Source organism: Pseudomaricurvus alkylphenolicus (assembly GCF_011683955.1).
Classification (GTDB): Bacteria; Pseudomonadota; Gammaproteobacteria; order Pseudomonadales; family Cellvibrionaceae; genus Pseudomaricurvus; species Pseudomaricurvus alkylphenolicus.
Window position 1 is genome coordinate 103778 of the sequence record NZ_JAAQPI010000014.1, and the last position, 23729, is coordinate 127506.

The following is a 23729-nucleotide window of genomic DNA, read 5'->3' on the forward strand; positions in this document are numbered from 1 at the left end:
TATTGCGTTATCGGCATCAAAAAATGTTTACGCCACTGATGAAGTAATTTCTTTCGAAATACCGCAGCAACGTGCAGATGGTGCGTTAACAACTCTTGCAAATCAGGCCGACATAACTGTTGTTTTTGATTTTGAAGCGATAAGCCTACACCAAACTAGTGCGGTTATTGGCAAGTACAGTGTTTCTGAAGCTGTCTCATTGCTTCTGAGTGAAACGAATTTAGTCCATGAATTCGATGTTAACGGCCACCTGATAATTACAATCAAAAATGATTCAGGTAGAGAAATAGACATGAAAATAAAATCAAGAAAACAACTGCTTGCCGCCATGATATCGTTCCTTGGTGGCAGCAATGGATCACTTGAAGCCGTCGCCGAAACCCATTCCGCGGGATTCGAGATTGAGGAAATTGTGGTTACCGCGCAGAAAAGAGCTCAGAGTCTTCAGGAAGTGCCGATATCAGAAACCGTTCTGGATTCGGATGATCTCAAGAACTCCAGGATAGAGAGCGGAACCGAAATCGCCCGTCAGGCTCCGAATCTTCAGGTGTCATTGCTGGGCAACGAGATGCAGCCGAAATTCTCCATGCGGGGTGTTTCGACCAAAGAGTTCAATCTCAATGGAATTTCACCAACCGGGGTTTTTGTTGACGAGGTATACATAGGCGCATCCTACCTCGGGGGAGCTCAGATCTATGATATCGAACGCGTGGAGGTGTTGCGTGGTCCGCAAGGTACACTGTTTGGAAAAAACACAACCGCTGGAGCAATCAATTTTATTTCAAAGAAGCCGATCTATGAAAAAGATGGATATATCACTGGAGGCTTTGGTTCCAACGACTTCTGGGAACTAAAAGGGGCGGGAGAGCTGCCCATCATTGAAGATACGCTTAGCGCCAGACTGGCGTTCAATATGGGATCTTCAGACGGCTATATTGAAAACCAGAATCCGGATGGCCGGGATTTATCCAATATCGACCGGGAATCGTTCCGTCTGACGTTGGGTTATCAAAACGGCGATGGCGTGGAGGCCAATTTGAGGCTGTTTCGAACCGAAAGCAATCCTCGAGCAATCGGCGCCATCAATGATGGGTTGTTGCCCGGCGGTGTCAACTCCGTTGGTGTCAACCCCCGTGTCAATCCCTATACCGGTGAGAGACTTGCCAGTGATGAAACCGCCACAGATCGCTCCGGTGACATAGAAGTGGTTGGGTCCGGGGGCTATCTTACCGCCGACATCGACTTGGGCTTCGCCACCTTGACTTCCATCAGCTCTTACATAGAAGGTGAGTTTTCCAATTTGGTTGATGCCGATGGCACCATTAACAATATACTGCATCTGGATTTCGGCGCCGAACACCGGGAAATCAGCCAGGATATCAGGCTCAGTTCAAATACAGACGGAAATGTTACCTGGATCGCCGGGCTGTATTATTTCAGAGACAGCGTTGATATTGATACCACATTCCATGTCATGGAGGAGTTTGGCGGCCCGGTACTCGGCCAGAGCTATAGGCAAACACGAACGTCCTATGCGATCTACCTGGATGGAACCTATGAATTGACAGAATCCATTACCTTCTATGGCGGAATACGATACACCGAGGACGAAGGCGTATTGGAGGATTTCCAGGTTACGCCAATTGTTCCACGTCAGAGTGATAAGGTCAGATACGATGATGGAGAGCCAACCGGCCGCATCGGAATACGAAAGCACTTTGGCAATGATTCCATGGTGTACGCCCAGTTTGCTTACGGTTATCGCAGCAGTGCTATCAATGGAGGAGCTCTGAGTCCGTCGGAAGTTACAGTGGCTGATCCGGAAAAAATTGAAGCGTTTGAAATCGGATACAAGTCTCAGTGGTTTGACCGAAGGCTGACATTGAATTCTTCGGTATTTCACTATGACTTTACAGATCAACAATTCCTTAATTTGGTTAATATTGGAAATCAGCAGCTATTGAACGCCGGCAGTTCGACGATAACTGGTCTCGAAGTAGAGTTAACGGCACACGTCAGTGAAAACCTGAGTTTCAATGCGGGGTTTGGGTTGCTCGACAGCGAATACGACAAGCTTGAATTGAATGGCGTTGATCTGTCGGGAAATGAACTGATTGAAGCGCCAAGAAGATCAGCCAATATTGCAGGAAACTATACTATTGTGACTGACAACAACGGCGAATTTATTTTTCATATGGATGCCAACTACATCGGAAGTCAGTACTTTCACGCAACCAACAGCCCGGAATTTACCGGAGATTCCTCCTGGGATGTGGGTGCAAGAATCGCGTATCGCAGCTCCTCCAACAAGTTCGAGGTGTCATTATACGGCAAGAACCTGACCGACAACGATGAAATTGTGGGGGTGGAAACTGAAGTTACGACACAAACCCGATTTGCGACAGTGCCGTTTCCGCGACGCTTTGGCATTGACGTTACGGTGAATTTCTAATGAATGTGATAGATATAGAGGAATCGTGTTTTATTCTGGAACGGCCCGATGGTATGGAGGCCGTAGCCTATCATTGGCGGGTAGAGGCACCCAAAGCCGTGCTGGTGGTTGCTCATGGTATGGGTGAGCACGCCAGGCGTTATCCGGTTGCGCTGGAATTGATGCTGCATAGTGGTTTTCATATCTATGGGATTGATCATCGAGGGCATGGTCAAACCATGCTCCAGTCCGGCGGTGCCCCAGGTAGTTTCGGGGATGGCGGCTTTGAGACGGTCGTCTATGATCTGGGGGCACTGATAACCCAATGCCAAAAGAACCATCCTGGGCTTCCGTTGATTCTACTCGGGCACAGCATGGGGTCATTTGTTTCCCAGGCTTTTGTTCTTGAGCGATCCGATCAAATTGATGCACTGGTACTGGTGGGGACTTCGGCGCTTGACATAGTGGCGGAATCGGTTCGAAGCGAGGAGAATGTGCTCCAGGCTCTGAACAGAAGTTTTGAACCCGGAAGAACTTCATACGATTGGCTAAGCTGTGATGAGCAGGAGGTGGACAAATATATCGAAGATCCGCTTTGTGGTTTTGCACTGGATGATTCTTCCATGGAGTCCTTGCTTTCACAGGGCGACAGGCTGGCCGACAGTACGGGGATCTCTCATATCAGGGCGGGGTTGCCAGTCTACGTCGCTGTTGGTGATCGAGACCCCATGGTTGCCGGTTTTGGCATGGTTGAGCCGTTGATTGACAGATACCGGGCTGCAGGTTTATCGGTAACGCTAGCCCGGTACGAACACTGCCGCCACGAACTGCTGAACGAGATCATTCGCAAGGAAGTCGTTCAGGATTTGATCCGGTGGTTGGAGATCAATGTGTCTGGTCTAAAGGCGAGGAACCGAATGATCGAGCTAGGACAAAGCTGCTAATAAGTCGTGGTGTCGACGGACCTGGCGTATGCACTTCGGGGCTGTATTTGTTGATACAGAGTCGCGGATTGTTGAGCTTCTGGAGGCCTGACGCAGAAGTCTGGGTGACGATTGAATCCGTCCAAATTCAATAGGACTACGGCTAGATACGAATTGCTGCATTCTTAACTATTTATCTGTGTCGTTGTTCCTGCGAACAATGCCTCCCGATTGGGCAACCCGGTTAGAGGGTTTGTATAGGCCTCTTGTTTTAGCCATTGAATCAGAGTCTCTCTTTCGAGCGCATAGAGAATCGCCCGAGCTAGCAAAGAGGATGTGGCTTCGGATTTGGGAATGAAATCTGAAGCACCCAGTCAGATGGATCCTTCCCAGCGCATCTCGACCATTACCATGGGGCATCTTTGGGAGGACGCGATCTGTTCGGTGATGCACACCCTCAGGCGCCAGGTTTACCGGCAGGACTGTTGTCCGCAGCGCATGGAGCTGTCGCGCAGCAGGCCGGAAAATCCCAAGGTCTACGAGCAGTTCTTTGGCTGCCCGGTGAGTTATGGTCACCCCGAAATCCGCATTTATATCCCCCTGCAGGACGCCGATGCGACGATTCCCGGCAGCAGTCCGCAGTTGGCTCGTTCCCTGGAGCGTCTGCTCAATGAACAGGCGCACGGGTGGGAGGCGACGACGACCTGCTCGGGCAGCTGCGCCAGACCATTGCCATGTTGCTCCCCCAGGGAACGGCATCGCTGGAAGAGGTGGCCCAGCAGATGCATGTCAGCAAGCGCACCCTGTACCGGAAACTCGAAGAGCGCGGCACCAGCTTTCGGCAGTTGGTGGAGGACTATCGGCGAGAGCAGGCGTTCTGTCACATGGCCGAAGAAGATCTTTCCCTGGGTGACATCAGTTTCCTGCTGGGCTTTTCCAGCAGCAGCAATTTTACCCGTGCCTTATAAGCGTTGGACCGGTAAGTCGCCCCAGCAGTATCGTCAGGAACGTGAGTTGGCAGAGATAGCCAAAAAAGCTGGCCATTGAGGAATAACGTTTTCAGTCGGCAGTCACTACAGTGACAGATTGAACTGGGAACGGGTAACCTTCATGGACTACAGCAACGATAATTATCGCTACTATGTATTAACGCTACTGACTCTCGGTTACGTCTTCAGTTTTATCGACCGCCAGATCCTTGCCATTCTGCAAGAACCCATCAAACTGGATCTGGGCCTGTCTGATCTTCAGTTGGGGCTGATCAGCGGCCTGTCCTTCGCTCTGTTCTATGTGCTGATGGGGCTGCCAATAGCTCGCTGGGCCGACCGTGGCTGTCGGCGCAACATTGTCGCGCTGGCCGTTGGCGTCTGGAGCTTGATGACCGTGTTCTGTGGCATGGCACAGAATTTCTGGCAGATGCTGCTGGCCCGTATCGGCGTGGCAGTGGGAGAGGCCGGGGGCAGCCCGCCATCCCATTCTCTGATTTCTGACATTTTTGCACCGCACCAGCGTGCTACCGCGATAGGGGTCTATTCCATTGGTGTCAATGTGGGCATACTGTTCGGTTTTCTGTTTGGCGGCTGGCTCAATTACCTTTACGGCTGGCGCATGACGTTCCTGATCGTCGGCGTTCCTGGGCTGCTGTTGGCGTTGCTGATGCGCTACACCATCCGTGAACCCTTGCGTGGATTTTCAGAAACCTCCTCTGGGCAATCGGCTTCTGGGATCGGCGCGGCGCCACCAATGAAAGAGGTGATACGCCACCTGATCGGCCTGCGTTCATTTCGACACCTGGCGCTGGCCAGCGGTCTGTCAGCCTTTGCCGGCTACGCAACGGCGAACTGGATGCCCTCGTTTCTGAGGCGTTCCTACCAGCTGGATTCGGCGGACATCGGCACCTGGCTGGCGCTGTTTGCCGGGGTGGGTGGCGCCATTGGCACCTTCAGCGGCAGTTGGCTGGCCGACCGCCTGTCGCATCGCGACCTGCGCTGGTACGCCTGGACACCGGCGCTGGCACTGGCGTTATCGACACCGCTGGTGTTTATAACGTTCTGGGCGGAGTCCTTTCAAGGCACCATGCTGGCCCATTTCTATCCGACCTGCGTCAGCACCCTGTACCTGGCGCCGGTGATTGCGGTGACCCATCGGTTAGTGGAAAACCGCATGCGCGCGTTGGCGTCGGCCATCTTATTTCTGGTGATCAATATCATTGGGCTTGGACTCGGACCGCTGTCGGTGGGCTTTCTCAGTGATCTGCTGGGGGCGACTCACGGCAGGGAGTCCCTGCGCTTGGCCATGATGATGCTCTGTACATTGGCTACCGGTTGGGCCGTGGTGCATTTCATTGCGGGGGCACGTCATCTGCGAGCCGATTTTGTTGCCGCTTCCTCGGCGGTAACAAGTGCGGTCGATACAAGCTCGAAATCTGAGGGTGAGGGGCAGCGCTGTTCGGTTGGATGTTAGCCGGACAGGAAGCGACAATATGGCCCTAGCCCCCCCCCCGATCTGTCAGCACGCCGAAGAGTGGCAGTGCCACCGATATTTGCCGCCTCTGCAATCAGGCCTCGGTGATTCGCTCAATATCACCACGGGGCTGATTCAGTCATTTTGTCTAGGTTTCCCGTATGCTGTTTAATAGGGCTCTGTCGCAACTATTTCTAACGGAAATAAGAAGGCGGGGTGGCCTCTACTTCTTCCCTGTAGGGCCGGTATGTGAAATGGCAAGTTTGTCGCCGTCATTATTTCTCCAGCAGATATTACCCCTTTCCCCATCGAAGGCTGTGTGGTCGGCAATAGATAGAAATGATAATCAATATTATTAACGCACCATGAAACTATAACAAACCTCACATTTATAACAAACCTCACATTTATAACAAATCGATCATTCCTAACAAACCTAACAAAACGTACAATCCTATCCGGTTAAATATCACAGACCGCGAATCTAAGGGGAAGAAGTTGGCTGATACGACACAGCTGGGGCCATCGGAGGTCGCCAAAATCCTAGGTGTTACGGCGATGACAGTTCGGAGGTTAACGGACAAGGGTGAGCTGAATTATCAAGTTACTCCTGGAGGCCATCGGCGTTACCAAAAGAAAGACGTTGTCGCCTATTGTCAGGAGCGAGGCATAAGGTATGAGGACGAAGGGACTGCTGTTCGCGTACTGATTGTCGACGATGATGAACAAGTTGCTGAAATGCTGAAGAGCTTTCTCGAATCAGGAGACTCCAATCTTGATGTTGACGTCGCCTTTGGGGGCTTCGAGGCCGGCATAAAGGTCAAGAGCTTTGTCCCACAGGTGATCGTTTCGGATATCGTCATGCCCGATCTCAATGGTATCGATATGTGCAGAATGCTGAAGAGTGATCCGGCCACCCAGGGTATTCGCATTATTGGTATTACAGGGACAACCAATGATGATGACATCCGCGCTTTCTTAGACGCAGGTGCGGAAACCTGCTTGTCCAAACCAGTTCGCAGGAAAGAGCTTTTGGCGGCATTGCAGTTAACCTGAATGACTATGGTGCGATTTATGAATTGCTTTCAATCCCGACCCAGAGTGGTCATCCTTGATGACGACGAACAGTACTTGAGCCTGTTGGAATCTGTCGGCGAAGGCCAAGGGTATACGGTAGATACTTATAGCGATGCTTTTATCTTCCTTCAACACCAATTCCAGGCGAATGACCTGGTGGTCTTGGACCTGTCTTTGCCTGGGATTGATGGTATAGAGGTGATTCGCCATCTATCGGAACGCTACAACAACATCAAAATCCTCTTGATCAGTGGGATGGACCGCGCAGTGCTAAAAGCGGCAGAAGATTTGGTCATCGCCCAAAAACTTACCCATGTCGCCACGTTAAGCAAGCCCATAAAGATATCGCAACTTAAGAAACTTCTCCGCGAGGAGCTGGGTCATCAACTCGATGTATTGATTGGAGAGGGCACTGACGCCTGGCGGCCTGAATACAAAGATTTGGAGATGGCAATCTACAACGAAGAAATCCTACCCTATTTTCAGCCACAGGTGACTCTATCGGACAATAGTGTCTACGGTTTCGAGGCGTTAGCTCGTTGGGAGCATCCAGAGGAAGGACTTATCTCTCCCGGAAAATTTATACCCTTGGCTGAGGCTTCTGGTCTTATAGGACCTCTGACTGACATGATGATCAAGAAAAGTATGTCGGCAGCCAGTGTTGTAGAAAAACTCTGCAAAAAGAAAGTGCATATGTCGGTAAACGTATGTGCGTCCAATATCAATAACTACGATTTTCCGAGTTTACTGGAAAACAGGGTACAAAAGAATCATATTGATACGAACTATTTTACTCTGGAGGTTACCGAAACCGGGCTGATGACTGAACTGGTGAAATCCTTGGATATTTTGGCACGACTGAGAATGAAGGGTTTCAATCTATCAATTGATGACTTTGGTACGGGCTACTCATCGCTCCATTTGCTGCACAAAATACCGTTTAATGAACTCAAAATAGACCAGGCATTTGTTAAGTCCATTTGTCATGATACAGACAGTCAATCGATCGTCGAAACCTGCATTTTCCTGGCAAATAAGCTTCAAATGAACACCGTCGCAGAGGGCATTGAGGACCATAAGACATATTGCAAGCTAAGAAGCATGGGATGCACCTACGGCCAGGGTTACTACATAGCCAGGCCAATGCCTTTGGAGGATGTTCAAAGTTGGATTGAGTATTGGGCTCATACACGCAACAAAAAAGGGGTTTCCGGAGGGGTTCATGAATATTGCTAGTGCAGAAGAGCAAGAAAAAAATGATGCTCCGTTGATTTGGTACTTTGAAGACGACTGCCAGACCGCGGAATTGATACGGCACTATGTCGGCAGTATTGGCTACCAGGTAATACATTTTTCAGAATTTGACCAAAATATGATGGCGGATCTTCAGGAGAAGGGCCTGTCAGTCCCTGAGCTTGTTCTGATTGACATCAATCTGCCAGGATTGGATGGTTATCAGGTGTGCGAAATGTTGAAGCAGGAAGTCCTAGGGCCATCTGTACCATTTATTTTCGTCTCCGGCCTTATGGAGCGGGACGATATTTTGAAAGCGTATGAAGTAGGCGCTTGCGATTATCTCACCAAACCCATAAAACTTTCAGAATTATCTGCCAAAATTGAAAAATGCATCAATAGCGGAAAGGAAATCAGTGATCTGAAGGGGCAGCTTGATGCCGCCCGGAATATGGCGTTCCAAGCAATGACAACCAGTTCAGAGTTGGGCTCGATTCTTCAGTTTCATGAATTGTGCATGGGAGTCTCAGACAAAGAGACGCTCGCCCGACATCTGTTAGAGTTCTGCGAGACGTTTTCTCTGAGTTGCAGTGTCCTTTTCACTGGTGGAAAGACGCTGTATTTTCCTGTCTCCGGTGTAAAGAATGAATTGGAGCGTCAGGCATTGGAATTGCTTAGGGCTGAATCTCGAATTTTTTGCTGGGGGAAAAGAGTTGTTTTCAATTACCAGAATTTATCTCTTCTTGTCAAGAACATGCCGATTGAGGATCAAGTCCGATTCGGAGAGCTAAAAGATCTATTGTGCCTGGTGCTAAATGGTGTTCAGGCACGTTTGAAATCCATGGAAACCGAAGGAAAAGAGGAAGAACAGAGGGAACGAATCAATAGCGCCGCTGCTAACCTTGGGCAGCTAGTGGTTAATATGGAAGAAAGGAAGGTTGATCTGTCGAGTCTTTTTAACCGAGTTATTTCCAATATGGAAAATAAAGTGGCGGGAGACATATTGCAGTTCTCTCTACTGGAAAGGGAAGAGCATATCATCATGAATCACATCCAGTCGGCCTTAAGAGAAGCTACTGATATCTTCGACTGCAGTTCTCAGCACGAACAGCAATACAAACTTCAATTAACCGAGTTACTTCAGGAGCTTAGGTAGGCTTTCTACCTCTAATTGGTTGTCGATAGTAATTCGTACCTGTTTCTTCACATAAAATAATGATGGATTAACAATGCCAAAAGTGTACCATCGCCTTGTACAGCAATTGTTGTTCTCGCTGATCTATGTCAGTTTGGCCTACATTGGGATGCTGGCTGCTCCGGCGCATACGACGGGATCAACCATTTACCCAGCGGCTGGCTTTGCCTTGGGGCTATTGATTGCGAAGGGTGCACGCTATTTGCCCGCACTGATTTTCGGCGTTTCTTTTACGATTTTCTATCTTCACAAAGGGACATTTCCGTCAGTAACTGGCGCAACGCTAACAAGTAGCGCCATTGTGACTCAGGCCGTAGTAGGTTACTGTTTACTCAAACACTCCTTCACCGATGATGCTCTTAAGTCGATTCTTGAACCCAAAAACACGCTCTATGTTCTCTCAGCGATTGTACTTTCTTCTTTGATTGCCAGTTCATCTTCAGTGCTGCTGCTGATTTTGACAGGCGTCCAAGAGTTCAACGGCGCCTATTCCATTTGGGTGAGGTGGTGGTTGGGTGACGTTGTGGGTACAGTCTTAATGGCACCAGTAACCATCGCAGTTCTCAAAAGTGGTAAGAGAGTTGATAATCGCATCCAAAAGACCTTCATCCTGCCAATGACCGTAACTCTGATCGGCATGGTTTTTCTCAACTATTTCATCCACAGCAATCAGGAAAAACAAATCCGCGCCAGAATTCAGCTGATTACTAACGATCTTGAGCGCTATGCGCAGGGCATTGTCACGCGCGTTGAAGAAAAGGTGCTAGGTTTAGGCCGGTTCTACCAGAACAGTCAAGAGGTCACGCAAGAAGAATTCTTGGAGTTCTCCAGTGTCGATCACCGCTACGGTCAGTTTCCGATTGGTTTAAGCTGGAATAGACTGGCTACAACCGATGTTAGGGATAGTGTTGAGAAAGAGATCCAGGCTGATCTAGGCAGGCCTTCCTTCAAAATCAGAGAAATCCAGAGCAATTGGGGCAATGTCAAAAAACCAGAGTTTTCGGTGATAGTGACCAATATCTATCCCCCGTCGCAAGAAGAAGATGTGCTGGGGTTGGATATCGCCACAGACGTCACACGGGGTAAAGCTATCCTAAAAGCAATAGAGACAGGCGAGATGGTGGCTACGCCACCCATAGGGCTTGTTCAAGCAAAGGACGATGAAAAGGGCATACTGATTCTCAACCCAGTTAGTCTCAACATGGCATCAACCAGGACATCGGAGGGATGGCTGCCGGATGGTTTTGCCGTAGGTGTGATCAATATAACCAAATTAATGGCCCAGAAACAGGTTCTTGATTTGGAACCAGGCATTGGTTTCAAGCTACAGGACGTTACAGGGGATAGCGACATCACCGTGTATTCCCATCAACCGGAACATTCCTTGCCGCTCCATTCTCTGACAACCAACACGAAGATAAGTGTTGCCGGAAGGGTATGGACCTTATCGGTTACACCTTCAGAGGTTTATGCCAATGGAATTGGGGAGAGCTACGATCTGTGGTTTGCTGTTGTCTGCTTTCTGATGGGGATCATATTGAGCCGCTCTTTCTATGAAAATTATCTTCGACACGAAAGGGTGGAAAAGGAAGTTCAAAACAAAACAGAATTGCTTGATCTCATCAAATTGATTCAGTCGTGTTACATCGAAGACTTGGACTTTGGTAACACCCTGATGGAGGTCACTAAGAGTCTAATAAAGTATGCCGAAGCTGAAGTCGGTGGTGTCGTCGGAAGAGAAAACGCGATGACGCGCGCAGCCGGCATCGAGTTGATTTTTCCGCCAGAGGGTTCACGTAGAATTAACGAACCCAGAATACGTTTTTTTCACCACAGATTGGTGGAATCACTATCGCAAGAGAAAACTCATACATCCGAGCGAGTTTTTACCAGTCGGTTATTTTCCTATTCATCACACGTTTTGGTATTTATTCCCTGGAAGGTTAAAGAAAAACCATATTGTATTGTACTTCTCCTTGGTATCAGTGGACTTAATGACCGGTTTTTGAATCAGCTGGATCGAGTTCGAGAGTCGCTAGAGAGTACAGCCAATGCCATCTATGAGAGAATCAGCCGCAGAAAGGCCATCTCAGCGCTTAGAGAGAGCGAGGAACAACTGTCTCTGCTGATAGAGCACGCGCCAGCGGCCTTGGCCATGCTGGATAAAGAGATGAACTATATCGTTTGCAGCAAGCGCTGGTTAGACGATTACAACATGGGCGGAGGAGAAATCTCTGGAAGATCCCATCTTGAACTCTTGCCAGAGCTCAGTGAAGAAAGAAAAGAAATATACAGGCGATCACTGTCTGGTGAAACCCAGGAGATTGAGGAAGACAGCTTTGTTCGAAATGATGGAAGGCTGAAGTGGATCAAATGGGCCGTGAGACCTTGGTATTCATCCGCAGACGATATTGGCGGTATTGTTATCTTTTCCGAAGACATAACGCAAAAAAAACTAGCAACAGAGGCATTGACTGAGCAATCATCGCTGCTGGTCCAGGCGGAAAGCATCGGTAATGTGGGGTCTTGGAAGCTCGACCATGTAAGCGGAAGTTCCCGTGTATCTGATCAGGTACTCCGAATGTTGGATATTCAGAAGGGTGACAATAAGTTTGGATTCCGAACCTTCTTGCGTGCCGTTCATCCCGACGACAGAAAGCGATTCCTTAAAGAGATTAAGAGCTCTATTGGCCGGAAAGAAGGGACCGTCAACATCACGCAGCGAATTTTGACTAAACGGGGCATTCGCTTTCTTGGTGAGCGGTTTCAGCATGAATATGACCAATCCGGTGAGCTCTATAGCACTACTGGAATCGTCTATGATATCACCGCAGAGGTTGAGCGTTCCCAGAGCATATCGTTGGAAAATGAGCGGGTCCAAAAGCAGAAGGAAGCCATAACTGAACTTACGTTCAATATCCTTTCAAGTCAAAAGGGTATGCAAGAAAAGCTATATGCCATCGCCGCTGCCGCCAGCAACGTCCTCCAAGTATCTCGCGCTAGCATCTGGATATTCTCAGATGACCGTAAAGTTATGGACTGTTATACGCTGGTTGAGCATGGTAACAACGTTGATGATTTACCAAATGCTCTGGTGCTTGACGACTATCCCATCTATTTTCAATCGCTCCGTGAGTCCACGCGCATTGATGTTGAAGATACACAGTCAGATCGCCGTGTGTCTGAATTGCTCCACGCCTATCTACTACCTCTCGGGATTCGTTCGATGTTGGATGTTCCCATCACGCGAGATGCAAAAATGGCCGGAGTCTTATGTCTTGAGCATAAACACGATGTGAGAAAGTGGCTTGCAGATGAGGCGTTGTTCGTTAATACCCTCGCCGTACTTACTGGCCAGACGCTCGAAGCTCAAGATCGATCTGATTATATGATGCGCCTTATCAAGCAAGATGAGGATAGAGAAAAAATCATCAACGCCATGGTCGACGCTGTGATCACGATCAATGATCAAGGAAGGATACTCTCTGCCAATGAGTCGACGGCGAGACAGTTTGGATATGCTGTGTCCGACCTTATCGGTGGTAGTGTCAACCAGATTATGTCAAACGAAACTGCTAAGAATCATGATTCCTATCTCCATAATTACATCACAACAGGGGAGGCGAAGGTCATTGGCGTTGGGCGCGAGGTTATGGGGAAAAAGAAAAATGGAGAAGAATTTCCAGTCCGTTTGTCCGTAGCAGAACTCAGTTCCACAGATGAAGACGAGCGAATTTTTGTCGGCACATTACATGACCTCACCGTTGAGAGAAAGCAGCAGGAGCAGATTCAGAGAACACAGAAAATGGATGCGTTAGGACAGCTTACTGGCGGCATTGCTCATGACTTTAATAATATCTTGGGGATAATGCTCGGATACACGGAAATGCTTCTTGAGTTTATACCTGAATCTGAGAAAGATTTGATCAATTACGCCAATCAAATTGACAAAGCCGGGGAGCGCGCAAGAACACTGATTCAGAAGTTAAGGGCATTCTCCAAAAAGGACACAGGAGCTCAAGAGCCGGTAGTGATCAATGAACTGCTGGAAGATCAGAGGCTCATGCTTGAGAAAGCAGTTACATCCAAGAATCGAGTTGTCTTTGAGCTTGGGGCAGACCTCTGGAAGGCTTCTATTGATGAATCCGACTTTGAAAACGGCATCCTAAATCTCTGCGTTAATGCGATGCATGCCATGCCTTCTGGCGGAACAATTGACATTGCCACAAACAACACAATCCTCAGTTCGGAAGACGCCGATACTCTCGGTGTGCATCCTGGAAAATATGTTCTCCTGGAAGTGGAGGATGAAGGAAAAGGGATGGATGAGTCCACCTTGAGTCGAATCTTTGAACCCTTTTTCTCGACAAAAGGGGACAAAGGGACAGGACTGGGCTTGTCGCAACTTTACGGATTTATCAAGCGATCCCATGGCGCAATACAAGTTGAATCTGAGCTGGATGGGGGGTCGAAGTTCAGAATCTACTTTCCCAAAGCAGAGGAAAAGATAATTCCCCTGATAATAGAGAGTAAAGCAGATGAAAACCCTGGCGAGTCATCCAGTTGCAGTGTACTAGTTGTAGACGATGAGGCACAGTTGAGGGAACTACTGTGTGAGAAATTACGCCTAAAGGGCTTCCGTGCCATAGCCGCCTCCGATGGAAAAGAAGCGATGTTGATTCTTGAAAAAGAATCCGTGAATGTCGTTCTTTCCGATATCATCATGCCCAATATGGATGGTGTGGAGCTGAGTAATCAAATAGCGCGAGATTTTCCGGATATTGAAATTCAACTGATGAGTGGTTTTAGTGACCAGTTTCAAAGTCGATTAAAAGATCAAAACCTATTTGTCAATCGACTGATCAAACCGTTCAGTTTCTCTGACCTCGAAGAACGGATTTTTGGTCTCCTGGCTAAAGCACGCGAGACGGAAAGTCGCGATAACTGATTCGAAACGAAAGAAATCGCTGACCCCGAAGGTAATATGTGGAGTTTGACAATGAACGGATCCAAAGGGGATCGAAATCCATTTAATACTCAATCAAACGTTGATGATGGTGGATTGGTGGGTATGCCCGGAGGTGTGACTATTTCAATACTGCTGATGATTGTATTACTGATGTCAACGTCAGCCACTACGGTTTCCGAAGAGCTGATTCTAGTCGCCGACGAATGGTGCCCCTATAATTGTGCCCCTGGATCAGACAGGCCCGGGTTTATGGTAGAGATCGCCCAACATGCTCTGGCGAAAGAAGGTCATACCGTTGTTTACAAGACGGTACCATGGGCGCGAGCAATTGCGAATGCACGCCTGGGTCTATATCAGGGAATCATTGGAGCCGGCCGCGAGGAAACCCCAGACTTTGTCTTTCCGGAAATCGAGTCTGGTCATTCCACACATACCTTCTATGTCAAAAGGGGAAATGCATGGCGATTTGAGGGATTGGAGTCGCTAGAGTCAGTTAACTTGGGTGCGATTATTCATTACTCTTATGGCGGCCTTTTTAGCGACTATATACTTCCCAATAAGGATAAGCAAAATGTCCAGGTGATAGGAGGGGAGAACACACTAGGTCGAAACATCAAGAAGCTGATAACCGGAAGAATCGATGTTTTGATTGAGGATAAGGCTGTATTTCAACATCATCTATTCATCACCAGTACACTGGATCAATTTCAGGTAGCAGGAGTTTCTCAGAAAGAGAAGGTATATATCGCATTCTCTCCCAATAATGGTAAGTCGAAACACTATGCACAAATCATAAATAGCGGGATGAAAGAACTTCGAGAATCCGGTCGCCTCAAGCGAATTCTGGAGAAATATGGTGTTTCTGATTGGCGATGAAATTCAGACTGGTTATCAGTGATACAATACTAGAATCAACTCCAGATCATTGCTCCTAATCAAGAGCTTTTTGAGGGAGGCGATTCAGGCCTTTATTAGGCATTAACATTTTTTGTTATTGCTGATGCGTTACACCATACGCGAACCTTCCCGAGGGTTTTCAGAGAAGCTTCTACGGGGCAATCCTACAACGGGCCACTTATCAAAGAAAGTATTCAGGTACAACAGCGGCATAAGCAGCGAAAATTGACCCGCCAAAATTCCCAATGCAGGAACCCCCAGGCCTAGATCGTTCGCACCAAATGGTAAGTATGTATAGATTTGAAGCCATACCAATCCCCAAACGGTCCCACCCACTAACCAGATAGAGATTCGAGCGCCAATTCGTCTGGCCTGATTGGAAACCCGCTGCTGGTTGGGATAATCATCAAACAGGTGATGCCAGGCGAGCATAAACACGATAACAGACAACTCCAGCGAAGCCACGACTACATCTGGTGGTACCCCTGGCAGGATATCAAGCGGGATAATGATCATCTTCATTAGTGGGGGGACAGTTAATCCCGCAAACACGGCTATTGCAAAACCAGTGAGCCCCATAAGGGGTTGTCTCTTGGAAATTAATTTCATTGGATAGTTCTCGCCACCTTCAACCGGCAGGATGGCAAAAATTATGTATGCCTGACAGAAGGCGATAAAGGCGGGCCAGCGGCCAAACGGAGGTGTTACAACGCCTTTGCCTGCAAGAGAAAGATCCATCCAACTTGGAACGATCAGAGCCATCCAAACTATCCAGGTAACAGCGGTTCCCAAGGAGAGTACGCCGATACTATCGTAAGGCGGCTCAGCGTTGCCTCCAAATGGCCATTTATGAAACAGGGAAACCAGTGGGATTTGGGCGATGATTACCGCTAATGCGTAGAAATTGGCCGTATCCCAGGCCAAAATTGCCAACCGTATTTGGGCCTCATTCGCTGGAGTAAACATGGTGGCGAGATTAAAAGGATGCCACCAAATACCCAGAAAGCTAATCAGTATCAAGAATGCAACAACCCCCAAAACCCAGCTACACAGCGTGTACCAAATTCCAGCGATCGGTTGCTTGTCGGTAAAAAGGTTCTTACCCGGGTTTCCCAGTACCAGCGTAAGCCAGATCCAGCTATTGATCATCATCCAGAAAAAAGTTCCTTCAGATACCACTTTGATCAGCTGCGATACAAGAGAAGGTTCAACGGTTGTAAGGACATCTCCGGCAATTTGAAAATAAATTGACTTGACGGATAAAGCCCATATGGGCCAAAGGGCACACGCAATACTGAAACCAAGTAGTGTTAAGGAGATTCCCACAATAAGTGGGTGGCGTGAGAGTCTTTTGGATTTATTCGATTGCATTCAAAATACCTGACGGGTGCACGACATTGAAATCTTATTATTGATTTGCACAGGAGATCCCAGCAAAAACAAAGCTGCCAAATCAAATCTGGTAAAGAGGTTGAAGTCTCAACCGGATCGGAGTTTGAAACGCTGGATTTTCCCAGTCGCCGTTTTTGGTAGCTCGCTGATAAATTCAATCAACCTCGGGTATTTGTAGGGGGCCAGTCGCTCTTTGGTGAATGACTTCAGCTCTTCTTGCGACACACTTTGCCCCGGCTTACAGACCACGTAAGCTTTGGTTTTTGTCAGCCCTGCATCGTCTTCGACCCCCACAACAGCTGCTTCGAGCACGGCGGGGTGTTCCATAACAGTGGCTTCCACTTCAAACGGAGACACGTAAATACCGCTCACTTTGAGCATATCGTCGCTGCGTCCAGCGTAGGTGTAGGTACCTTCCGGGTTATGAATGTATTTGTCGCCGCTTTTTACCCACCGCCCCTGAAAGGTATCTCGGGTCTTTGCACGATTACCCCAGTACATCATAGCTGCGGAAGGCCCAGAGATATAAAGATCACCAGGCTCACCATCTTCAACAGACTCGCCATCGGGTCCGCGTAGCTCGACTTGGTAACCCTCGACCGGGTGGCCGGTGGTGCCATAATGGACATCACCCGGGCGGTTGGACAGAAAAATGTGCAGCATTTCCGTTGAGCCAATACCATCAATGATGTCTACGCCAAAGTGCTCGGAAAAACGCTTGCCAAGCTCTGGTGGCAGAGCCTCACCCGCCGAAGATACAAGACGCAGTTCCACTTCAGATCGATCAGGCAAATTGGTTGATGCGAGCATGCCGGCAAAACCGGTGGGTGCGCCGTAGAAAATGGTAGGTTTACCGGACGGTGTTGAGTTTGTCAGACGCTCGAAGACCGCCTCGGGTGTCGGCCTCTCAGCCATCAGAATCGAGGTAGCGCCAACTCCCATCGGGAAGGTCAGACCATTACCAAGGCCATAGGCAAAAAAGAGTTTTGCCGCCGAGAAGCACACATCGTTTTGGGTAAGATTGAGTACTCCCTTTGCGTAGTGTTCAATGGTCCAATAAGGATTGGCGTGGCTATGAACAGTACCTTTTGGGCGTCCGGTAGAGCCGGAGGAATACAGCCAAAAACCCGGTGAATCACCGGTGGTTTTGGTTGGTTTGGATTGTTCTTGACTGTTTTCGACAAAGGGCTGCATGTCGATCTCGGACGGGTGAAGAGGGCTTTCGGGTCGAGAAACCACCACTTTCTGCACAGAGTGATCGGCCCGTGCGAGGGCAGAGTTAAGGGTGGGCAAAATGCCGCCACTCACGATCAGGGCGCGAGCGCCACTGTGCTCAAGCATATAGGCGTAGTCGTCAGCGGTCAGCAGGGTATTTACGGCCACCGGTACTATGCCGGCGTACATGGCGCCCAGAAAGGCCAAAGGAAAGTCGATGCTATCTTGCAATACCAGCAAAATCCGCTCTTCACGTCTAACGCCAAGGCTTTGGAGCCCTGCCGCTACACGACGAATACCCTGAAACAGCTCGCCATAAGAGATTTGGCGAACGTCATCGATAAAGGCTGTTTTGTCGAATCGCCCCTGATTGATCTCCATCAGGTAGTTGGCGAAGTTGAATGCTTCGCTGGTGTTGACCATTGTTTGTACCCCTTTCCAATTATTCTTGTATGAGCAGGACGGCATAATACTGCATTTGATTTTTATCAAATGTAATATAGTGCATGTCTCGGGTCAAGACATTCGCCTGTTTTTGCTAATTTTGCTCTAACTTTAGCCCATTGAACCCCGCATGGAGTTTGAAGAGAATCTTTTCTATTCGCAGTGAACGATCAACGTTGACCGTTAACGCCGGTCCTTTTTGTTCAGTACATGGCAAAAGCGGCTGAAATTTTATAAATTAACCCAGTTAGGTAAAGCTATGTCCTATATTCCTGAGATTCCCTATGGTGCCTATTGGTCAACACCGTTCACCAAGTGGCAGGGCAGTCTGGCGCATTGTCATTCGATTGAGCTTGCCGCCCACGTCGCCAAGCTCGAACTGGAAAAAAGAAATATATTACCTGCTGATTTTGACCACGGTGTCTTGGGAACCACGGTGCCTCAAAAGAGTGTCTTTTACGGTACGCCATGGTTGATGTCTATGCTGGGAGCGAATCAGGCAACGGGCCCAATGATTGGACAAGCCTGTGCGACAGGCATTCGCTCTGTTTCCAATGCGGTACAAGAAATCTCTGCCGGGCTGGCCACATGCTCGCTGGTTGTAACCGCCGATCGTTGCTCCAATGGAGCTCATCTCTACTACCCCAACCCGACGGCTCCTGGTGGGACCGGAGACCACGAGGATTGGGTGATGGACAACTTTAATTGTGATCCGGTGGGTCGACACGCCATGATCAATACAGCGGAAAATGTTGCCAAAAAACACGATATCAGTACCACGCAGCAACATGATGTTGTGTTGATGCGCCAAGAGCAGTACGCCATGGCTCTCTCCAAAGATCATGCTTTCCAAAAGCGATATATGACATTGCCTTTTGATATTCCAACGGCCAATTTCAAAAAGACGCGGGGCCAATTGAGCAGAGATGAAGGTGTTGTCCAGTCTAGCGCTGAAGGACTGCAGAAGCTGCGTCCTGTGTTGCCGGAGGGTACGGTTACTTTCGGTGGTCAAACCCACCCTGCCGATGGCAATGCCGGCATGATCGTGACGACCCCGGAAAAAGCCCGAGAAATGAGTTCAGACAACAATGTTCGCATCCGCCTGCTAGGATTCGGGTCTGCGAGGGTCGAGCTAGCTCATATGCCGGAAGCCACGGTGCCTGCCGCCAAGCAGGCACTGGCTCAGGCCGGTGTTGCTATTAAGGAAATCGATGCCGTTAAGTCACACAACCCGTTTGCCGTAAACGATATTCTTTTCTCAAAACAGACCGGTGTCGCACTGGAACAAATGAATAACTACGGTTGTTCACTGATTTGGGGACACCCTCAGGGGCCGACCGCTCTACGTTCGCTGATAGAGCTCATTGAAGAATTGACCTTGCGTGGAGGCGGTAAAGGCTTGTTCCAGGGGTGCGCGGCCGGCGACAGCGCCATGGCGGTAGTGGTATCGGTCGAGGTCAGCGACTAGCCCGCCTGACTCGACGTTAATCCATAATTTGAATTGGTGAATTCTATGTCTAACACGTTTTCCACACCTATTACCAAGGTGGCTGTTATTGGCGCCGGCACGATGGGTGCCGCGATTGCCCAGCATTTTTTAATGAAAAATCTGGACGTGGTCCTGATTGATGTTCAACAGCAAGGCCTGGAACGCGGGGTCAGCAACATCAGCGAATCCCTGGATGCTGCTGTGCAACGCAAAATACTCAGCGCTGAGCGCAAAGAAGCCATGATGCGCGGACTGAAGGCCAGCACCGATTACGAGACGCTCGCGGATCGACACTATGTGGTAGAAGCGGTGTTCGAAAACAAAGAGGTGAAGCAAAAGGTCTTCAAGAGTGTCGAGGCACAGGTCAGCGACAGCTGCTTGATCGCATCCAATACGTCCTCGTTTTCCGTGACTGAGCTTGGATCGGTACTGAAACATCAGAACCGCTTTGTTGGCGCACATTATTTCTACCATGCCGCCAAGAACAAGCTGATTGAATTGATCCCAGGTGCCAATACCCGTCCTGAAGCCATTGATGCCTTGACCAAATTCTACTATGAAAACGACAAAGCCCCCATTACCGTGGGCGATGTCTACGGGTTTGCGGTAAACCGTTTCTTTGTCCCGTGGCTCAATGAAGCGGTGCGCCTGTACGAAGAAGGCCTTGGCAGCATCGCTTTTATCGACGAAGTGGCCGTAGATGTTTTTAAGGTTGGCATGGGGCCGTTTGCGCTTATGAACGCAACGGGTGTGCCCATTACCTTGCACGCTTCACGCACGCTGGAAGAAAACTTCGGGCCCATGTACGCCCCGGCGGGGCGTTTGATCGAAACGGTTGACGCCGCGCAGCAGTGGGATTTGTCCGACGAGACCAGCCCTAAGAACGACCGCGAAGCGGTAACTAACCGTCTGTTGGCCATGTCGCTGGGTGTGGCCGCGCAAATGGTCAGCGAAGGTGTCACCGGGGTGACGGAAACGGATTTGGGCGCGCGCTTGGGACTGCGTTGGCCGATTGGTCCCTTCGAGCTGATCAATCAGCTTGGGGTAACGACAGTCAAAGATATTGTCTGTCACGAGTTTGGGAAGTACGATCAAAAAGTACCTGCCATTTTCGAACAGGCCGACCTGGATCAAGGTTTTGCTGTAGAGCACGTGCGTGCTCATGTGGTGAACGGTGCGGGATTGATAGAGTTTAATCGCCCCGATGCCATGAATGCACTGAACCCCGCAGTGATGGTCAGTCTGGAAAAGGCGATTGACACCCTCGAAGATAACCCCGCCATTGATAAAATCGTTCTGTTTGGTCGAGGTAAGGCATTTATTGCCGGAGCGGATATCAAATTTTTTATTGACAATATCAAAGCCCAAGCGTTGGAGAAGGTACAGTCTTTTACCGCGTACGGGCATCAGGTACTTAGCAAACTGGCCACATCGAAGAAGCAAACCATCGCCTTTATTGACGGTTTGGCGCTGGGTGGGGGATTGGAACTGGCCTTGGCTTGCCAAAACCGAGTCGCCAGCCCTCGAATGGTAGCCGCGCTTCCGGAAACCGGCATTGGAATTTACCCTGGCCTCGGCGGAACACAACGCAGCAGCCGTGTGATGGGAAAGGCGAGAGCCAAGTATCTGGTGGCAACCGGTAAGCAACTTAATGCCGAGCAAGCTCTGGCTTTTGGCTTAGTGGATAAAGTGGTCGATTCGTCCAGTGATATGCAGGAAATTGCGACTATCTCTGTTGACAGAAGTCACTCACAATCTGCTTCTGCGGCAAGCGCAACGATTGCTGAGGCCCACTTTGAGCACTTTGATGGCGACATCTCCTCAGTGCTAAGCCAAACCGCGGACTTCGAGCCCCATCGAAAGGTGCTGAGCCGAAAGGCCCCTTTGGCATTGCGCAAAGCGATGCAGTTGATCGATGAGGGCTATGACCTATCCTTGGAAGAGGGCTTGGCGATGGAACTGGAGGCACTGCAAGGCATCTTCTCCACTGACGACGCCCTCAGCGGTCTGGAATCTGTGAGCGGTGGGGCCGCCGCGCAGTTTCAGGGGCGGTAGTTGAAGCGAAAATCATCCGATACCAGTTCATCTCCTATGGTGGTCTGGTGCCGGTGCAAACAACATCTTCCAAAAGTATCGGATCAGTTTTCAGTAGCGCCAAGGGGATAATCATGAATAAGCAACCGTCGTCGCTCTTTTTAGCACCGGATATATCTTTCAGAAAAGGGAAAGAGGGCACCTATTATCTGGAATCGAATACGCCATTGCCGCAAGCACCGGCCTCAGTACTCGCGTATCTGGAACGATGGGCCAAAGACACACCCGACAGCGTTTTTTTGGCGGAAAAAAGCCAACAGCGTGACCAGGGGTGGGAAACGATCAGCTACGCTGAGTTTCGAAACAAGGCGCTTCGCCTGGCGGCGGGGTTGCAACCTCTGGGATTATCGGTCGATAAACCCCTTATGCTGGTCAGTGGCAACAGTATCGCCAACGCGCTGATCATCTTTGCTTGCTACTATCTGGGTGTTCCTGCCGTACCTGTATCTCCCTCTTATTCGTTATTGTCCAAGCGATATGAAAAGGTTCACTATATTCAGGAGTTGACGGGTTCAAGTGTGGTCTTTGCACAAACCTATCAAGCTTTTGCGGGTGTCTTGGAGGCGCTGGCAAGCAAGGGAGTCAGCGTCATTACCGCCGACGAGACACCTTGCGAGACGGGACAGAGGACAATAGATCAGCTAGTTACAGCTGGTGTCGATGCAGCCTTTGAACCCACAGATCCGAAGCCGGATTCGATAGCAAAAATACTGTTTACCTCTGGATCCACCGGCATGCCAAAAGGGGTAATCAATACCCACCAAATGCTCACTTGCAATCAGGAGGCCATGGCAACCATTTGGCCATTCTTGAACCAACAGAAACATGTACTGCTCGATTGGCTGCCGTGGCACCATACGTTTGGAGGAAATCACAATTTCAACATGGTGTTGCGCAACGGAGCGTCACTCTATATTGACGACGGTAAACCGACGCCAGAGGGTATCGTCCAAACACTGGAGAACCTGAAGACCGTCTCGCCGACCATCTCTTTTAATGTGGCCATGGGTTATGATCTTCTGGCGACTGCGTTGGAACAAGACGCGGACGCCGCAAGGCGGTTCTTCAGAGAACTCCGCTTGATTTTCTTTGCCGCCGCTGCCTTACCGGAATCCATATGGAAACGGTTGGAAGCGTTAATAGAGGTTTATGCCAAGGAGCCAGTTCCCATTACCAGCAGCTGGGGGCAGACGGAAACTGCGCCAGTGTGCACGTCGGTGTATTTTGGTAATCGGGTGTCAAATAATATTGGTTTGCCGATTCCTGGTACGAGCGTCAAGTTGACACCGGTTGGTGGGTTAATGGAGCTGCGAGTCAAGGGGCCGAATATCATGCCCGGTTACTATAACCAGGCGGATAAGACCCTGGACGCGTTTGACGATGAAGGCTATTTGCGTAGCGGAGACGCTGTCGAGTTATACGATGTCAGCCAACCCGAACTTGGGTTGGTATTTAAAGGCAGAGTGAGCGAAAACTTCAAGCTGTTGTCCGGCACTTGGGTAAATGTTGGGGATCTTCGGGTGGCATTGATCGCCAGATTGTCTCCACTGGTCAGCGATATTGTAGTTTGTGGCCACAATGAAAAGTTCATTGGCATACTGATGTTTCCTAACAAACAGGCTTGCGAAGAGTTTGTGGGCGAGCCGATTACCGGCAATGATGCCTTCTCTCACACCGGTCTGACGGACAAACTTCGTCAAGCGTTGCAGGCACATAACTTGGAAAACGGGGCTTCTTCCAAACGGGTGGCAAAAGCGCTGTTGCTGGCCACTCCGCCATCTTTCGAACACAGTGAAATCACTGACAAAGGTTACTTAAATCAACGGGGTGTCATCTCCAACAGGAAGGCAGAGGTTGATAAGCTCTATGCGGGTACCGATATGCCCGGTGTGATAAGCCTGTAACCT

General features: G+C 49.4%; 14 protein-coding genes and 1 pseudogene. 13 read left to right on the top strand and 2 right to left on the bottom strand.

All coding sequences use genetic code 11. The features are described from left to right. The first annotated feature begins 292 nt into the window (after positions 1 to 292). The 10 genes and pseudogenes from HBA55_RS27815 to HBA55_RS27860 all read left to right on the top strand — a co-directional run bounded on the left by HBA55_RS27815 (position 293) and on the right by HBA55_RS27860 (position 15167). The gene (locus HBA55_RS27815; RefSeq protein ID WP_166998237.1) at positions 293 to 2452 is read left to right on the top strand and encodes a TonB-dependent receptor; all 2160 of its coding nucleotides are present in this window, start codon (positions 293 to 295) and stop codon (positions 2450 to 2452) included. Next, positions 2452 to 3375: an alpha/beta fold hydrolase gene (locus HBA55_RS27820; protein WP_166998238.1), complete on the top strand. Its 924-nt coding sequence runs from the start codon at positions 2452 to 2454 to the stop codon at positions 3373 to 3375. Before HBA55_RS27815 ends, HBA55_RS27820 begins: the two co-directional genes overlap by 1 nt. A gap of 390 nt (positions 3376 to 3765) precedes the next feature. Next, positions 3766 to 3960: pseudogene (locus HBA55_RS38240) on the top strand (AraC family transcriptional regulator ligand-binding domain-containing protein); the annotation flags it as partial. Positions 3961 to 4040: 80 nt separating this feature from the next. Next, positions 4041 to 4322 carry a helix-turn-helix domain-containing protein gene (locus HBA55_RS27830; RefSeq protein WP_166998239.1) on the top strand — a complete coding sequence of 94 codons (282 nt, stop codon included), beginning with the start codon at positions 4041 to 4043 and terminating at the stop codon, positions 4320 to 4322. Positions 4323 to 4464: 142 nt separating this feature from the next. Then, the gene (locus HBA55_RS27835) at positions 4465 to 5817 is read left to right on the top strand and encodes a spinster family MFS transporter (RefSeq protein ID WP_166998240.1); all 1353 of its coding nucleotides are present in this window, start codon (positions 4465 to 4467) and stop codon (positions 5815 to 5817) included. Positions 5818 to 6315: 498 nt separating this feature from the next. Then, complete coding sequence (locus tag HBA55_RS27840; protein WP_166998242.1) at positions 6316 to 6873, top strand: response regulator; 558 nt, start codon at positions 6316 to 6318, stop codon at positions 6871 to 6873. A gap of 18 nt (positions 6874 to 6891) precedes the next feature. Then, positions 6892 to 8130 carry a two-component system response regulator gene (locus HBA55_RS27845; protein WP_166998244.1) on the top strand — a complete coding sequence of 413 codons (1239 nt, stop codon included), beginning with the start codon at positions 6892 to 6894 and terminating at the stop codon, positions 8128 to 8130. Further along, the gene (locus HBA55_RS27850) at positions 8117 to 9283 is read left to right on the top strand and encodes a response regulator (RefSeq protein WP_166998246.1); all 1167 of its coding nucleotides are present in this window, start codon (positions 8117 to 8119) and stop codon (positions 9281 to 9283) included. The genes HBA55_RS27845 and HBA55_RS27850 overlap by 14 nt, the downstream gene beginning before the upstream one ends. A 73-nt stretch (positions 9284 to 9356) precedes the next feature. After that, entirely contained in the window at positions 9357 to 14270 is a 4914-nt protein-coding gene (locus HBA55_RS27855; RefSeq protein ID WP_166998248.1) for a PAS domain S-box protein, read from the top strand. A 51-nt stretch (positions 14271 to 14321) separates the two neighbouring features. Beyond that, a complete protein-coding gene (locus HBA55_RS27860; RefSeq protein WP_166998250.1) occupies positions 14322 to 15167 on the top strand; it encodes a substrate-binding periplasmic protein in 846 nt (281 codons plus the stop codon). A gap of 129 nt (positions 15168 to 15296) precedes the next feature. Here HBA55_RS27860 and HBA55_RS27865 read toward each other — a convergent pair whose 3' ends face one another. Both HBA55_RS27865 and HBA55_RS27870 read right to left on the bottom strand, forming a co-directional pair. Next, complete coding sequence (locus HBA55_RS27865; protein WP_166998253.1) at positions 15297 to 16559, bottom strand: hypothetical protein; 1263 nt, start codon at positions 16557 to 16559, stop codon at positions 15297 to 15299. A 108-nt stretch (positions 16560 to 16667) separates the two neighbouring features. After that, positions 16668 to 18218: a benzoate-CoA ligase family protein gene (locus HBA55_RS27870; RefSeq protein ID WP_166998254.1), complete on the bottom strand. Its 1551-nt coding sequence runs from the start codon at positions 18216 to 18218 to the stop codon at positions 16668 to 16670. Positions 18219 to 18498: 280 nt separating this feature from the next. Between HBA55_RS27870 and HBA55_RS27875 the strand changes: the two genes are divergently transcribed. The 3 genes from HBA55_RS27875 to HBA55_RS27885 all read left to right on the top strand — a co-directional run bounded on the left by HBA55_RS27875 (position 18499) and on the right by HBA55_RS27885 (position 23726). Beyond that, positions 18499 to 19707, top strand: a complete 1209-nt coding sequence (locus tag HBA55_RS27875) for a thiolase family protein (RefSeq protein ID WP_166998256.1) — start codon at positions 18499 to 18501, stop codon at positions 19705 to 19707. Between the two features lie 45 nt (positions 19708 to 19752). Next, positions 19753 to 21783: a 3-hydroxyacyl-CoA dehydrogenase/enoyl-CoA hydratase family protein gene (locus tag HBA55_RS27880; protein WP_166998258.1), complete on the top strand. Its 2031-nt coding sequence runs from the start codon at positions 19753 to 19755 to the stop codon at positions 21781 to 21783. A gap of 113 nt (positions 21784 to 21896) precedes the next feature. Further along, positions 21897 to 23726, top strand: coding sequence for a feruloyl-CoA synthase (locus HBA55_RS27885; protein WP_166998260.1), 1830 nt, complete (start codon positions 21897 to 21899; stop codon positions 23724 to 23726). The last annotated feature ends 3 nt before the right edge of the window (positions 23727 to 23729 follow it).

What these genes read in the sequence shown, in the direction of transcription:
- HBA55_RS27815 (WP_166998237.1), top strand. Translation starts at nt 293, where the DNA reads ATGAAAATAAAATCAAGAAAACAACTGCTTGCCGCCATGATATCGTTC.
- HBA55_RS27820 (WP_166998238.1), top strand. Translation starts at nt 2,452, where the DNA reads ATGAATGTGATAGATATAGAGGAATCGTGTTTTATTCTGGAACGGCCC.
- HBA55_RS27835 (WP_166998240.1), top strand. Translation starts at nt 4,465, where the DNA reads ATGGACTACAGCAACGATAATTATCGCTACTATGTATTAACGCTACTG.
- HBA55_RS27845 (WP_166998244.1), top strand. Translation starts at nt 6,892, where the DNA reads ATGAATTGCTTTCAATCCCGACCCAGAGTGGTCATCCTTGATGACGAC.
- HBA55_RS27850 (WP_166998246.1), top strand. Translation starts at nt 8,117, where the DNA reads ATGAATATTGCTAGTGCAGAAGAGCAAGAAAAAAATGATGCTCCGTTG.
- HBA55_RS27855 (WP_166998248.1), top strand. Translation starts at nt 9,357, where the DNA reads ATGCCAAAAGTGTACCATCGCCTTGTACAGCAATTGTTGTTCTCGCTG.
- HBA55_RS27860 (WP_166998250.1), top strand. Translation starts at nt 14,322, where the DNA reads ATGAACGGATCCAAAGGGGATCGAAATCCATTTAATACTCAATCAAAC.
- HBA55_RS27865 (WP_166998253.1), bottom strand. Translation starts at nt 16,559, where the DNA reads ATGCAATCGAATAAATCCAAAAGACTCTCACGCCACCCACTTATTGTG.
- HBA55_RS27870 (WP_166998254.1), bottom strand. Translation starts at nt 18,218, where the DNA reads ATGGTCAACACCAGCGAAGCATTCAACTTCGCCAACTACCTGATGGAG.
- HBA55_RS27875 (WP_166998256.1), top strand. Translation starts at nt 18,499, where the DNA reads ATGTCCTATATTCCTGAGATTCCCTATGGTGCCTATTGGTCAACACCG.
- HBA55_RS27880 (WP_166998258.1), top strand. Translation starts at nt 19,753, where the DNA reads ATGTCTAACACGTTTTCCACACCTATTACCAAGGTGGCTGTTATTGGC.
- HBA55_RS27885 (WP_166998260.1), top strand. Translation starts at nt 21,897, where the DNA reads ATGAATAAGCAACCGTCGTCGCTCTTTTTAGCACCGGATATATCTTTC.